The 12,948-nt window shown below is 32.0% G+C and carries 15 protein-coding genes; all 15 read left to right on the forward strand.

Annotation, left to right across the window (positions count from 1 at the left end):
- Window positions 1-6: 6 nt before the first annotated feature.
- The 15 genes from N7U66_RS05375 to N7U66_RS05445 all read left to right on the forward strand — a co-directional run bounded on the left by N7U66_RS05375 (window position 7) and on the right by N7U66_RS05445 (window position 12,895).
- The gene (locus N7U66_RS05375) at window positions 7-393 is read left to right on the forward strand and encodes a hypothetical protein (protein WP_267677643.1); all 387 of its coding nucleotides are present in this window, start codon (window positions 7-9) and stop codon (window positions 391-393) included.
- A gap of 154 nt (window positions 394-547) precedes the next feature.
- A complete protein-coding gene (locus tag N7U66_RS05380) occupies window positions 548-1,345 on the forward strand; it encodes a hypothetical protein (protein ID WP_267677644.1) in 798 nt (265 codons plus the stop codon).
- Window positions 1,346-1,415: 70 nt separating this feature from the next.
- Window positions 1,416-1,928 carry a DUF6933 domain-containing protein gene (locus tag N7U66_RS05385; RefSeq protein ID WP_267676752.1) on the forward strand — a complete coding sequence of 171 codons (513 nt, stop codon included), beginning with the start codon at window positions 1,416-1,418 and terminating at the stop codon, window positions 1,926-1,928.
- A gap of 167 nt (window positions 1,929-2,095) precedes the next feature.
- Entirely contained in the window at window positions 2,096-2,476 is a 381-nt protein-coding gene (locus tag N7U66_RS05390; protein WP_267677498.1) for a hypothetical protein, read from the forward strand.
- A gap of 607 nt (window positions 2,477-3,083) precedes the next feature.
- A complete protein-coding gene (locus tag N7U66_RS05395) occupies window positions 3,084-4,043 on the forward strand; it encodes an SEL1-like repeat protein (RefSeq protein ID WP_267677591.1) in 960 nt (319 codons plus the stop codon).
- A gap of 148 nt (window positions 4,044-4,191) precedes the next feature.
- The gene (locus N7U66_RS05400) at window positions 4,192-4,842 is read left to right on the forward strand and encodes a hypothetical protein (RefSeq protein ID WP_267677645.1); all 651 of its coding nucleotides are present in this window, start codon (window positions 4,192-4,194) and stop codon (window positions 4,840-4,842) included.
- 208 nt (window positions 4,843-5,050) lie between these two features.
- Window positions 5,051-5,467, forward strand: coding sequence for a glycosyl-4,4'-diaponeurosporenoate acyltransferase CrtO family protein (locus N7U66_RS05405; RefSeq protein ID WP_267678481.1), 417 nt, complete (start codon window positions 5,051-5,053; stop codon window positions 5,465-5,467).
- A 129-nt stretch (window positions 5,468-5,596) separates the two neighbouring features.
- Entirely contained in the window at window positions 5,597-6,070 is a 474-nt protein-coding gene (locus N7U66_RS05410) for an SRPBCC family protein (protein ID WP_267677501.1), read from the forward strand.
- A 153-nt stretch (window positions 6,071-6,223) separates the two neighbouring features.
- Complete coding sequence (locus N7U66_RS05415) at window positions 6,224-7,165, forward strand: hypothetical protein (RefSeq protein WP_267677646.1); 942 nt, start codon at window positions 6,224-6,226, stop codon at window positions 7,163-7,165.
- A 625-nt stretch (window positions 7,166-7,790) separates the two neighbouring features.
- Window positions 7,791-8,342, forward strand: a complete 552-nt coding sequence (locus N7U66_RS05420) for a hypothetical protein (RefSeq protein WP_267677647.1) — start codon at window positions 7,791-7,793, stop codon at window positions 8,340-8,342.
- A complete protein-coding gene (locus N7U66_RS05425) occupies window positions 8,320-8,556 on the forward strand; it encodes a hypothetical protein (protein WP_267677648.1) in 237 nt (78 codons plus the stop codon). Before N7U66_RS05420 ends, N7U66_RS05425 begins: the two co-directional genes overlap by 23 nt.
- 255 nt (window positions 8,557-8,811) lie before the next feature.
- Complete coding sequence (locus tag N7U66_RS05430; RefSeq protein WP_267677649.1) at window positions 8,812-10,302, forward strand: alpha/beta hydrolase family protein; 1,491 nt, start codon at window positions 8,812-8,814, stop codon at window positions 10,300-10,302.
- 184 nt (window positions 10,303-10,486) lie between these two features.
- Window positions 10,487-10,858 carry a transposase gene (locus tag N7U66_RS05435; RefSeq protein WP_267676733.1) on the forward strand — a complete coding sequence of 124 codons (372 nt, stop codon included), beginning with the start codon at window positions 10,487-10,489 and terminating at the stop codon, window positions 10,856-10,858.
- A 2-nt stretch (window positions 10,859-10,860) separates the two neighbouring features.
- On the forward strand, window positions 10,861-11,709 hold the full coding sequence (locus N7U66_RS05440; RefSeq protein ID WP_267678482.1) for an IS3 family transposase: 849 nt from the start codon (window positions 10,861-10,863) through the stop codon (window positions 11,707-11,709).
- A 55-nt stretch (window positions 11,710-11,764) separates the two neighbouring features.
- Window positions 11,765-12,895, forward strand: a complete 1,131-nt coding sequence (locus N7U66_RS05445; RefSeq protein ID WP_267677650.1) for a WG repeat-containing protein — start codon at window positions 11,765-11,767, stop codon at window positions 12,893-12,895.
- Window positions 12,896-12,948: the final 53 nt, after the last annotated feature.

The raw sequence follows: 12,948 nt of genomic DNA on the forward strand, positions 1-12,948 counted from the left end.
ATTCAATTGAAGTTTATTAAGTCGAAACATCCTATTGACAGTATCTCAATAAAAGAAACTAAAAACTTAACTGATTCAATAAAAGTGAAAATATCTTTCAAATCTTATGTGAATTCTAAAAATAATGACGGAATTGGAATTGGGAGTACTATAAAATCAAAGGATAGTTTAATAAACATAAATACGATGTTTGAAAGTTTTACATCATTCGCTATTAAAAAAAGCAAACTACCTTTAAAAATAATAATTAATGAAAAGTATAATTTAGAAATAGTAAGCGACAGAAATCAGGATATTACTCTTTTTGTGAATGACTTTAAAAAATTCACAACAGTTAATATTGAAAACAAAGTATTTGAATTTAATACTCTGTCTGAACAAACAAACGAATAAAAACGTTTTACAACACCGTATAAAAATAATTGCGGTTTAGTGCTTAATCAAAGGTCGTTGCGTGTTTGTAACGTCTGATTTTCCTTCGGAAAATCCTCGCATACAAACCCGTAACTATTCTTATACATAAACGTTATGTGCAAATAAAAAAACTATGAAAATAAAGCTTACTATACTTTTTATAATATTTGTTTCAATCCAATTATTCGGACAAAACGAATCCGAAAAAGAAGAAAGTCTTAGAGTTAAAAACCGGATTGGTGAAAAACTGACTTATGAATTTAATTTAGAGACAAATGATAGCATTTTGATTGATCAAGATTTCTATAATAAAAACGGAAAGCATATTAAAGATTTACGATTTAATGAAAAAGGTGAAATAAGATATAGCTATACCATTGAACACAATTCAAAAGGGTTAATGGAAAAACAAACAGGTTATAAATTTGGAGAAATTTCAACTATTCTTACATATAAATACGACGAGAATGGCAATAGAACAGATAACTTCCAACATAAGCGAGATGGAACTTTGTTAATTCATCAAAAACGGACGTATAACAAAAAGAACTTAAATACTGAACTTCATAACAAACGAAAAAACAGCGAAGACTATTTTAGAAGTAGTAAGTACTATTACAATAAAGACGGTAAATATTCAAAAATAAAGTCTTTCAATCCTAACGGTAAATTAATTCGTTTATCAGAATATGAATATGACAAGAAAGGAAATAAGTCAAAAGTTTATAATATTAAGAATGGTAATAAAGATTTAACAGTTTCGTATGAATATGATGATAAAAATAATTTAATTAAAAGATTGTTTATAAAATCAAATAAGCATATTGAATATAAATACGATAATGAAAATAACCTAATCGAAGAAAAAACTTTCGAAAAGAATATATTAACTAAAAAGGTTAGGTTTAGTTACAAAAAAATCAGCACATAACAATTTGTATAATGCATATGCACCCTTCGGGATGCAAACGCACCATACAAGAGCCGTTATGCACAAGTGAATGACAACACCAATTTACATATCAAAAAAACTTGAAAAACTTGTGTCAAAGTATGTAAGCCAACCAACTATAGAATCGATCTCAAAACTCGGAAAATGGAATGGGACTGTTTTCTATGTCAACCGAAAAAAGTGTTGGCTAATTGTAAACGCTGAAACTAAATTTTCTCTTATAATTCCGGATCTCAAAGCTTCTGACATTAAAAATTTTCAAAATGTATTCCTGGATAACCTATACAGCCAATTTATTTACGAAAATATAATCTTAGATTTTAAAGAATTGAAGAGATATATTGGAGAAATAAATATTTTGCCGACTGATGGTGATCGCAAAACAATTGGAACTCAAAATTATTATCTTGAAAATATTGAATATTGGAAATATGAATATGGAACATTTGAAAATATGCCTTTCCGCGATATAGCCAAAAGATTAAATTTCACGCCAACCGAAGTTTTTAAATGGAAGAATCCACGGGAAGTAATGATTACAAAAATAAAGACCTGTGCATAACAATGTGTAAAAATAATTGCTTGGTTCTCTATTACTCGGAAAATCCTAAAGGATTTTCCTCCGGTTCGTTCCATTTTTACTATTTTAGTGGCTTATCAACGCAACTATCCTTACACGTAACGTTGTGTGTAATTTTAGCATACTCAAAACTAACAGAATAAAACTGAATGAAATACTGGATTCTGACTTTTACCATATTGGTTTTCGGATGTAAAAATAACCAAGAAAAACCAACAACTTTAGAATTGACAGACCCAATTTTAATTGAATGCGATTTCATGCACAAAAAAGCGGAAACTGATTATAAAAATGGAATTAAAGAATACACAATAATGGGATTAGTATATGCGACTGAACTTGAAATGCATTATTCTGATTTTATGAAACGGAATTATAGTATAACTATGAAAGCTAATTGTGTTCCTAATTATCCACAGGCTTGCTACGAGGAATCAATGAATTATGAAATTGAAGAAGAATATGGCGAAGATTTTATGAAATTGACAAGAGAAAAAGCAGAAAAGGAATTTAATGAAAAGCGAAAATAAAAACTACACACAACACGGTGTATAATTAATTGCTATGGCAAGTGCTTATTTGGAAAATTCCTTCGGAATTTCCTCCGGTCCGTTTAAGTTTACTAAATTAGTTGCTTATAAACGCAACTAACCAATACACATCAACGTTAGCCCACATGCCCACTCGGCTCGAAAAAAAATTCTAAAATTGCTTAAAAGTGGTTTAAGAGTAAAAAAACAACGCTTCTCTCCTACTTACTCAACCGATTTCGGATAAAAGCACAACACGACACTCTTGCGACGGACTGATTTACATTGCTGCAAAACTATATGTGTAAAAGATTAAAAAAGGATTACTCAAGCGTTTTCTGACCATAGCAAAACGCAACTCATACGGCGGATTGATATAGCAAACGGCAAATCGTAACTCACAAAACTTAAAATCGATAAGTACATAAAACAAAACTTTGCGGAGCTGGAAAGCCATCTCGGAGAAAAATAAAATAACGTGGGCTAACAATGTGTAAAATAAATACTACTTTTATGGCTTAACCTAAAGGCTGTTCGTGTTAGCTTGCTTCGGATTTTCCTACGGAAAATCCCCGCACACTAACCCGTACTTACCTTACACGAACCGTTGGCATTAATTGAGAAAATGAATAAACTAATAAAAATTTCAACCTATATAATTCCACTTATCTTGTGCTTTAATGCACTAGCACAAACTGACTGGACAAACAAATCTGAATCAGAGATTAGTCAATTGGTTAAGGAATGGGAAAAAACTGAACCAAAAAGTGACACTATACTAAACAACTTGGGATACTGTTACTCTAAAGGCTTAACTGTAAAACAGAATTATGAGACAGCCTTTAACTACTATGGTCAGTCAGCTAAAATGGGACACGCAAGGGCTAAAAACAATGTTGGTGATATGTACAAGAATGGTTACCATGTCATCAAAGATTATCAAAAGGCAATAGTTTTGTTCAGGCAGGCTTCAAATCTTGGTGACCCTTATGGAATGTCGAATCTTGCAGACTGTTTTGAGAATGGGTATGGAACTAAAATTGATATTGATAGTGCAATTTTTTGGTATGAAAAATCTGCTGAATTAGGCCATAGCCTAGCTCAGAATAATCTTGGGACTCTCTTTCTACTAGGCAAAAAAGTCGAGCAAGACTTTAATAAAGCCTTGTATTACTTTAAACTAGCAGCAAATCAAAATGAGTCAACCGCTATAACTAACGTAGGTAGAATATACAGACAAGGATTAGGCGTTGAAAAGAATTTTGATTTGGCATTTCAATATTTAAGTCGAGCAGCAGAAAAGAATAATGTTTATGGGCTTTTTGAATTTGGCAATCTCTACTATAATGGGGAAGGTGTAAAAGTGGATTACAAAAAAGCAGCTGATAACTATGAAAAATCTGCTCAATTAGGTTTTGTAACTGCTCAAGTGAGTATTGCTTACATGTATGAAAATGGACAAGGAGTTAGTCAAGATGTAACTATAGCTATTGAATGGTATGAAAGGGCCGCTTCACAAAACGACCAATATTCAATAGGTCGCTTAAAAAAATTAAAGAAAAACTAATGCCAACACAGTGTATAATTAATTGCTGTGGCAAGTGATTATTTGGAAAATTCCTTCGGAATTTTCTCCGGCACGTCTAAGTTTACTAAATTAGTTGCTTATAAACGCAACTAACCATACCCATCAACGTTAGCCACCATAAGGGAAAATGAGAAACCTAAAATACATATTGTTAATATTCATATTTGTTTCTTGTCAACAAAAAGGCGAAACGAAAAAAATAACGAGTGATTTACTCAAAGACATAAAAGAAGATAAAGTTAATCGCTCAACTGAATTACTTCCTGAAACTGACATTTTGGAAAGGTTAAAAAGTCAAAAAATAATTGTTGACACTTTACAATCCCAAAACAAACTGACATTAGAAGTTTTAACTAAAGAACCCAATAAAGAAAAATTAACAATAGTGCTTAATGAAAATTGGCGGGAAACTATAGAAACAACATACAATATTTGGAAAAATAAAAACGGGAATATTGTACTAATTGGCGAATTTCCAACAAGCGAAAGCGGAGATTGGTATATTGAATACTTGCACTATTTTGACATAAAAGATAAAACTATTGCGTTTCAAAGAAACACAAATTTCTTTAACAGTATGTGTACTGACGGAGTTGCTTATGAAAAAATAACTGAATATTATAATTCTGATTTCAATAGAATTGAGCGGAATTATTCTCTGACCGATAAAAATAACAAGGAATTAAAAAAGGATGATTGTGCTATGTATTATGATTATCCATTTGAGGTTTCTGACAATCTGAAAAGTTATCTAAAAAAAATAAATTACGGTGGCTAACACCGTATAAAATTAATGGCTAGTTCTCGCCTACTTACGAAAATCCTAGCGGATTTTCTATCTCGGTGTTTATTTGCTAAATTAGGTGCTAAAACACGCCACTAATCTTATACATAAACGTTAGCTACAATTTGACAGAACAAGAAAATTTATGATTAAATATTTGACATTTGGAATATCAATTTCCTTTATATCTTGGATTGTGGGAATGATTTTGAATAGTATACTCGTGAAAACGGAATATTACGAAAAATTGTCAAATCTGAACTTTATTGTGAGTAAGAACACGAATAAAAAAATCGGAATTGGATATTTTAAATGGGTTGTGAAAAACACCTTTTTCAAATTCTTTAATCAAAAAATAAAACTTGGAAACAAACAAGTTGAATTGACTGAAATACGAAAAGAAATGACTCTTGCGGAAATAAGCCATCTGATTGGATTTATTTTCGTCACTTTTTTTGCCGTCTATAAAAGTTTTACTCACAACTTATTATTCGGACTGATAATAATGGTCGTAAATACTTTAATGAATTTATATCCTTCATTATTACAGCAAGAAAACAAAAGACGAATTGACAAACTGATAAAAAGACAAATAAAAACTGTAGCTAACACCGTATAAAATTAATGGCTATTTCTCGCCTACTTACGAAAATCCTTACGGATTTTCTATCTCGTGTTTATTTACTAAATTAGGTGCTTAAACACGCCACTAATCTTATACAACAACGTTGTACACAATACCCCAAAAATGCCAAGAATCGAACTTCAAACTGAAATAAAAGCTGATAGAAATATCGTGTTTGACTTGTCACGAAGTATCGATTTGCATAAAATATCGACTGAACAAACTAATGAAGAAGCAATCGCAGGAAAAACAAGCGGATTAATTGGAATGAATGAAAGCGTAACTTGGCGAGCAAAGCACTTTGGAATTTATCAAAAACTGACTTCCAAAATAACGGAATATGACCGACCAAAATACTTTGCGGATGAAATGGTTAAAGGAGCGTTTGCGGAATTTAAACACGAACATCATTTTTCGGAATCGAATGGCGGAACTTTGATGACCGACTTTTTTGATTACAAATCGCCTTTTGGAATTTTAGGAAAGTTAGCGGACAAGCTGTTTCTGAAAAAATATATGACTGAATTACTAACTGAAAGAAACCGAATTGTAAAAGAGTTTGCGGAATCTGACAAATGGAAAGAAATGATAAAATAAAAAAAGTACTGTGTACAACAATGTATAACCGCAATTACGGCGGATTCGACTACGTCCGAATCCACGCGGAATTGCTAACGTCTGTACTAAACCGAAAAGCAACGCATATTAACCCGTAACTGACGGTTATACGAGACCGTTGGCGATAATGCAATGAAAACACGAACCAAAATCATATTGACATTTACAAGTTTGACATTGATAGTCGGACTTTTGTTCGCATTTAGCAGACAGCGAATTCCTTTTACGACAGGGAAGACGAAATATATTGTTGTTAAGAATGCCTTTTTTAATCGTTCAAATATTTACAAACCAAACGCAGCTTTACTAATAACTGACACAAAAGAAATAACAGACAACGAACGACTTTTTCTTGACAACAAAACCTATGGACACGCTTGTGGTTATCACTATGCAATTCAATTTTGGGTAAGTCCTGACGACCAAATAGACGATATCCCATTTAATCAAGAGTGTGAAGAATTTTTGCGGAGTAACAGCAAGATGCAATCAAAAATGAAGGGGTATATCAAACAACTTGAAGCCAAACCGACACATTACATTTATAATCTCCAAATTCCCGTAACTATTGAACCCAAAGACATATTAAAAGCCTTTGACAACAGCGGACTTCATTTGTTTTTTATGGATGGAGTATCTAACCACCACACAACTTTAGGTTTCACATATCTTCAAACAACTCCAATTAAAGAATTGGTTGACCGTAGTAAATGGCAAGGAGAACAGGACGACAATGCAAAAGATGCAACAAAAAAGATTAATGAAATTGTTGACAGTATTATGACAGTTGCAACGATAATTGAACAATCAGAAATTTCATTTCCAATGCAAAGTTTCGGTGGTGGGACAATTGACCACCAAGCAGCAATATCATTGAAATTTAAGAATGGAACAGACTTAAAACAAGTGAAAGAAATAATTGAACGAAACAATGGAGAAGTCGGAGATGAGAATAATCCACAACATTACTATGTTCAACTTGTGGACACCTCAGATAATCTTGAGAATGTAAGAGAAAGACTTAAAAATTATAGACAAGTAACTAATATTTATGAATATCCAAAGAGAAAATAAAAAGCACATACCGCCAACATTGGCTATACGTAATGCGGGTGAAAGTGCTAATATGAAATTAATTACATTAAACAAACTTTTCGGTAATCGGACAGTGGAGTGCCTTGAAATCCCGCACTACGCATAGCCGGTACGTTAGCCCACATGCCCACTCGGCTCGAAAAAAAATTCTAAAGTTGCTTAAAAGTGATTTAAAAATAAAAAAAACAACGCTTCTCACCTGCTCACTCAACCTATTTCGGATAAAACACAACGCGACACTGTTGAGACGGACTCTTTAACGTTTCGGCAAAACTGTATGTGAAATAAAATATCATACTCAATCCTTTTCTGACATCAGTAAAACGCAACTCTTGCGGCGGATTTATATAGCAAACGGCAAATCGTAACGCACAAAAGATAAAATCAATAGTAGCACGTAAAACAAAACTCTGCGGAGCTGCAAAGCCATATGGAGAAAAATAAAATAACGTGGGCTAACAATGTGTAAAATAAATACTACTTTTATGGCTTAACCTAAAGGTTGTTCGTGTTAGCTTGCTTCGGATTTTCCTACGGAAAATCCCCGCACACTAACCCGTACTTACCTTACACGAACCGTTAGCAAACATTAAAACCAAACTTTATGAAAATAACATTTGATTCAAACGTTTGGAGAAAAGTAGCTTCACCAAATAATTTCCCAAAAGACCCAATAATAGAAGATTATAAACAAATACGAAAAGCCATTGACTCCGGACAAATAGAAGCATTTATTTCAGAAACTATATTTACTCTTGAAGGAATACAAAAGAAGAATCGTAAAGATTTCTTTCGAGAATATAAGGCTAATTTCAAAACTAACGTAACTGAAGAAAATGGAGCAATAAAAATGTCCTTCACAATTGGACCAAATCCAGATGCTCATCCTGGAAATAATGAATTTTTAAAAGAACACCTAACAGACGCTGTGAATTTAGGTTTTAAGATTATTAATTTACCAAGAATTGGTGGAGTTACAAATAAAGATGTTAATGATTTGAGATTTAAAATGACCCAACAAGAACTTGACAAAGTTTTTTCAATATGTGATAGAATTAAAAACTTAAAAGCTGGAATTTATGACATTCAACAAATTGGTTATAAATATGATACAAATAGTTGGTTCAAAGGAGTTGGAAAAGCACCGAGACTCTGAAAATTCAGTTATTGCGAATGCAGTTGCAGAATGGGCTGATGGAGATTCATTAGCTTCTCATCCGGCTATTAATGGAGATTATTTTTGTACAAATGATAATGCAAAAAAAGCTGGAACGAATTCTGTTTTGAGTTTAAATAATATGAATATCTTAAACCAAGAATTTGGAGCAAAGAAAATAAATCCGACTGAATTAGCTGAACTGATAAAATAACGTTTGCTAACAACGTATATAGCTCATAGCTAGTTAGTTGCTTAATCGAAGTTAAGGTATATTTGCGAGTCCGCCAAATTTTTTAATTTGGCTTATTGAGAAAAAAAGATAATAAGAAAAATTAAAAAATCGGCTTGTGCTTAATCCGAAAGTAATTTCATAATTTGCACGCTACGAGCCATATACAGAGACGTTGTGCGTAATTTCCTGTAACATTTCAAATAAAACAAAGTCTTATAGAAAAAATCAAAAAAAATGAAATTAAACTACTTCTTTCTTTTATTATTAATTATAATTCAAAGTTGCAAAGCTCAAGTGTCAAATACTGAAACTGTTAAGGAAACCTTTCTCAAAGAACAGGAAGAATTAGGAACACCAGTTATCAAATATATCGGAAACAATTTTTACAAACTTCACGTGTTGGAAGAATCAGAATTCACATCCAAAATTGATTCTTTACAAAACATATTTACCTCTCATTTGGCAAAATATGAAGATAAACTTGATAAGTCAACGCTAAATGAAGAAGTTATGAATTTTACATATTTGTTTGATAAATATCTTCTAGAATATCCTCAGCTACACTATGAATTTACAGGCAAAAAGATTAAAACATCTAAAGCAAATGAATTAAGGGTTTCTCATAATCTTCAGAAAATAAATGATATAAAGGCTTATGAAAATAAATACTTTAAGAACTATATTAAATCATATTTATCGATACAATCAAAAAAATATCTTGAAAACAATATTTACAATAGAAAAGATAATCAACAACTATTAGCTGATTTAAATGCGGTTGACTCTAGTTTTTCAAATCAGTATATCAAATGTTTATGGAAAGGAGAATATATCTACAACCATATAGATAATTTGGGTGTTAAAAACATTGATTCTATTTATAATGAATTTACAATCTCTTGCAAGGATAATAGTGAAAGTGTAAAAAATATTAGCAGTATCTATAATTCACACATTACCAACAGAGCATCACATACTATCGAAATATATAAGAAAGTAGATGGCTTTAATCTCGAAATGCATATTTTCCAACCTGACAGTACTTTTAAAGGGAAGCGACCAACTATAGTATATTTCCACGGCGGAAGTTGGTCACAGGGAAAACCAGATTGGTTTTTTGAAACTGCAAAACAATATACGGAAATGGGATGGGTTGCCACAGCAGTTGAATATAGAATTAAAGGTAGACACGGAACTTATCCTTTTGATGCTGTAAAAGATGCAAAATCTGCCATTAGATGGTTGCGAGAAAATTCTGATAGATTGAACATAGACGAAAATAAAATTTTGGCAACAGGAAATTCAGCTGGTGGTCATTTAAGCATTTCAACCGTTCTTGTAGATGATTGGAATGAGCCTTCAGATAATCCGGATATTAGTGCCATTCCAAATTTTGTCGTTGCTAACGCAGCAGTTTATGATTTAACAACACGTAGTAGCAATTGGATTAAAGAATATAACCAAGAAAAGAATTTAGTTAACGGAATTTCGCCTAATGAATTGACAAAAAAAACAAATACTAAATTCCTTTTAATACACGGAGAAAATGACCGAAACTGTCCTTATTCAACAGCAGAAACATTCTACAATAAAATGAAAGCTTTAAATAATGATATCGTACTACATAAGATATCTAATGCAGAGCATTTTATTTGGTATGGGGAACATTCGGAGGAAGTTGGAAAAATTACAGCTGAATATATTAGTGAACAAAATTTAAATTAAAAACTACGCACAACAATGGCTATAAGTAATTGCTTGTTCTCACCTACTTCTGAAAATCCTTGCGGATTTTCAGTTTGGCGTGTACTTGCTAAATTAACCGCTAAACCACGCAACTACTCATAGCCGAGACCGTTGTACACCATTTTGACCCGTCCTGAAATAAGGCTACATAATTTTAAACATTATGTATAGAAATGACAAAGTAATCAGACGGTACTCAGAACCTTTTAAATTAAAAATTTTAGCCGAACTTACAATCGGAAAACACACAAAAAGCGAACTTTGCAAACTCTACTCTATTGCACCTACAACGGTCAATGAATGGATTAAAAAGTACAATCGTAAAGACTTAATGAATACCGGAGTAAAAGTGGAAACTAAAGACGAAATATCTAGAATTAAAGCACTTCAAAAAGAGAATGAACAGCTTAAAAAGTTGCTGCTAAAAAAGGATCTCGATGCTATGGTACTGGATTCTTACCTGGAAGTAGCTGCTGAAGATCTAGGCTATAAATCTGTGGTTGATCTAAAAAAAAAGCTAAGTATAAAGCCTTAATCATAGCTAAAAAGAAATCTAAGGGATTTGCTTCTTTACAGGCTATAACCCATTGTTTTGGCCTTAAACGTGATGCCTATTATAAGTACAAAAATAGAGCAGACAAGCGTAAAGAAATAGAACAGCAAGTTATAAACATAGTAAAGAAAAGACGTAAATCCCTTCCAAGAGAAGGTGTGCTTAAGCTAACAAAATCCTTAAAAAAAGACTTTGAAAAACAACAAGTAAAAGTGGGACGAGACTCATTAAATAAGATTCTTAGAGAGCATAAAATGTTAACACTTAGAAAAAAATATAGTATGAAGACTACAAACTCACATCATCGTTTTTATAAGTACAAAAACAGTATTAAAGGTATAGAGATTACAAGACCTAACCAAGTTTGGGCATCAGACAGAACCTACATAAGAACAGTAAAAGGGTTTTGCTATTTGGCTTTAATAACAGATATGTATTCTCGTAAAATTGTAGGATATGATCTTAGTGATAGTCCGGAACTAAAAGGATGCGTGAGAGCGCTTAATAAGGCTATTTACCAAGCTAAAAATATTGAAGGGCTCATACATCATTCCGATAGAGGAATACAGTATTGTAGCAATGTTTACACGCAAATACTCAAAAGAAAAAAGATAGATATTAGTATGACAGAAGAAAATCATTGTTACGAAAACGCAATGGCAGAAAGGGTAAATGGGATCTTAAAAGATGAGTTTTATCTCGACCAGACCTTTGCTAACGTACCACACGCTAAAGCAGTAGCAAAAAATGCAATTAATCTATACAATGAAATAAGATTACATTTATCTTTAGACTTCAAAACACCAAATATGGTCTATAAATTAACCGCATAAAATCAATTTTAAACTGTAGCCATATTTCAGGGCAAGACATACTTAAAAAAACATAATGAAAAAAATTATAATATTTGTATTCTCAATCTTGTTTATTATTAGTTGTAACTCCCAAAATAAACAAGATGACTTATATCCCATCAAAATGAATAATGGGAAATACGGATATATAAATTCTGTTGGGGACGTGATTATTGAGCCTAAATTTTATTATGCACTAGATTTTTCTGAAGGTTTAGCAGCTATTAGAGAAAAGGGTTTTTATGGATATATTAACAATACAGGGCAATTTGTAATACCTCCCTATTTTGAAGATGCAGGAAAGTTCAAAGATGGCATAGCCATTGTTACAACAAAGGAGGATAAAGAAATTTATATCAATACAAAAGGAGAAATGATTGATATTAAACTGGAACAGTATTATAAACTTAATAAGTTCTATGAAGGTTTATCAATTGTAAAAACAAAAAATGGTTTTGGCTATATAGACACTAAAGGAAATGTTGTTATAAGCCCACAATATAAAACTGCAAGTAATTTCGAAAACGGTCTCGCTTTAGTTTCAAAGAATGGCTCTGATTTTGGTTACATCAATAAATCAGGAAAATACAAGATAGAACCAAAATATTACTTGGCTACTAATTTTTCCAATGGACTTGCTGCAGTAAAAGACTCCGGATATAAGACTAAGTTTTTAAACAAAGAAGGAGAAGAGATTCTTGAAATAAAATCCTCATACACTTGTGACAACTTTAGTGAAGGTTTAGCAATATTCTATGAAGAAGGAAAAGGCTATGGATATGTTAACAAAAATGGAGATGTTGTGATTAAACCTAACAGCATGTTTGAGACCTTGATTAGTTTTAAAGAGGGAGTTGCACGATTCTCCACCAAAAACGAAGTAGGTTATATAGACAAAAAAGGAAACATTCTTTTCAAAATTAGCAAGGACTTTTTTTTAGGTGAGGTCTCAAATGGAATGATTCCTTTTTATAAAAGAGGAGAAAGTTTAACTCAAATCAAATATGGTTTTATGAACATAAAGGGCGAGATAAAAGTTAAACCGCAGTTTAAAGAAGTTGAACATTTCAAAGGTAATATTGCCGGAGTATATCTTCCTAAAGGATTCAGTGACTATTTATATATTAATAAAGAAGGTGATATCATAAAACCAAAAAAGTACTAAGCACAACAAGGTGTATAATTAATTGCGGCTGAATTTCCTCACCGGAAATTCAA

It is taken from the genome of Lacinutrix neustonica (assembly GCF_026625145.1).
GTDB classification, from domain to species: domain Bacteria; phylum Bacteroidota; class Bacteroidia; order Flavobacteriales; family Flavobacteriaceae; genus Lacinutrix; species Lacinutrix neustonica.

Coding starts and splice junctions, on each gene's coding strand:
- N7U66_RS05380 (WP_267677644.1), top strand. CDS start 548: ATGAAAATAAAGCTTACTATACTTTTTATAATATTTGTTTCAATCCAA.
- N7U66_RS05385 (WP_267676752.1), top strand. CDS start 1,416: ATGACAACACCAATTTACATATCAAAAAAACTTGAAAAACTTGTGTCA.
- N7U66_RS05390 (WP_267677498.1), top strand. CDS start 2,096: ATGAAATACTGGATTCTGACTTTTACCATATTGGTTTTCGGATGTAAA.
- N7U66_RS05400 (WP_267677645.1), top strand. CDS start 4,192: ATGAGAAACCTAAAATACATATTGTTAATATTCATATTTGTTTCTTGT.
- N7U66_RS05405 (WP_267678481.1), top strand. CDS start 5,051: ATGATTTTGAATAGTATACTCGTGAAAACGGAATATTACGAAAAATTG.
- N7U66_RS05410 (WP_267677501.1), top strand. CDS start 5,597: ATGCCAAGAATCGAACTTCAAACTGAAATAAAAGCTGATAGAAATATC.
- N7U66_RS05415 (WP_267677646.1), top strand. CDS start 6,224: ATGAAAACACGAACCAAAATCATATTGACATTTACAAGTTTGACATTG.
- N7U66_RS05420 (WP_267677647.1), top strand. CDS start 7,791: ATGAAAATAACATTTGATTCAAACGTTTGGAGAAAAGTAGCTTCACCA.
- N7U66_RS05430 (WP_267677649.1), top strand. CDS start 8,812: ATGAAATTAAACTACTTCTTTCTTTTATTATTAATTATAATTCAAAGT.
- N7U66_RS05435 (WP_267676733.1), top strand. CDS start 10,487: ATGTATAGAAATGACAAAGTAATCAGACGGTACTCAGAACCTTTTAAA.
- N7U66_RS05445 (WP_267677650.1), top strand. CDS start 11,765: ATGAAAAAAATTATAATATTTGTATTCTCAATCTTGTTTATTATTAGT.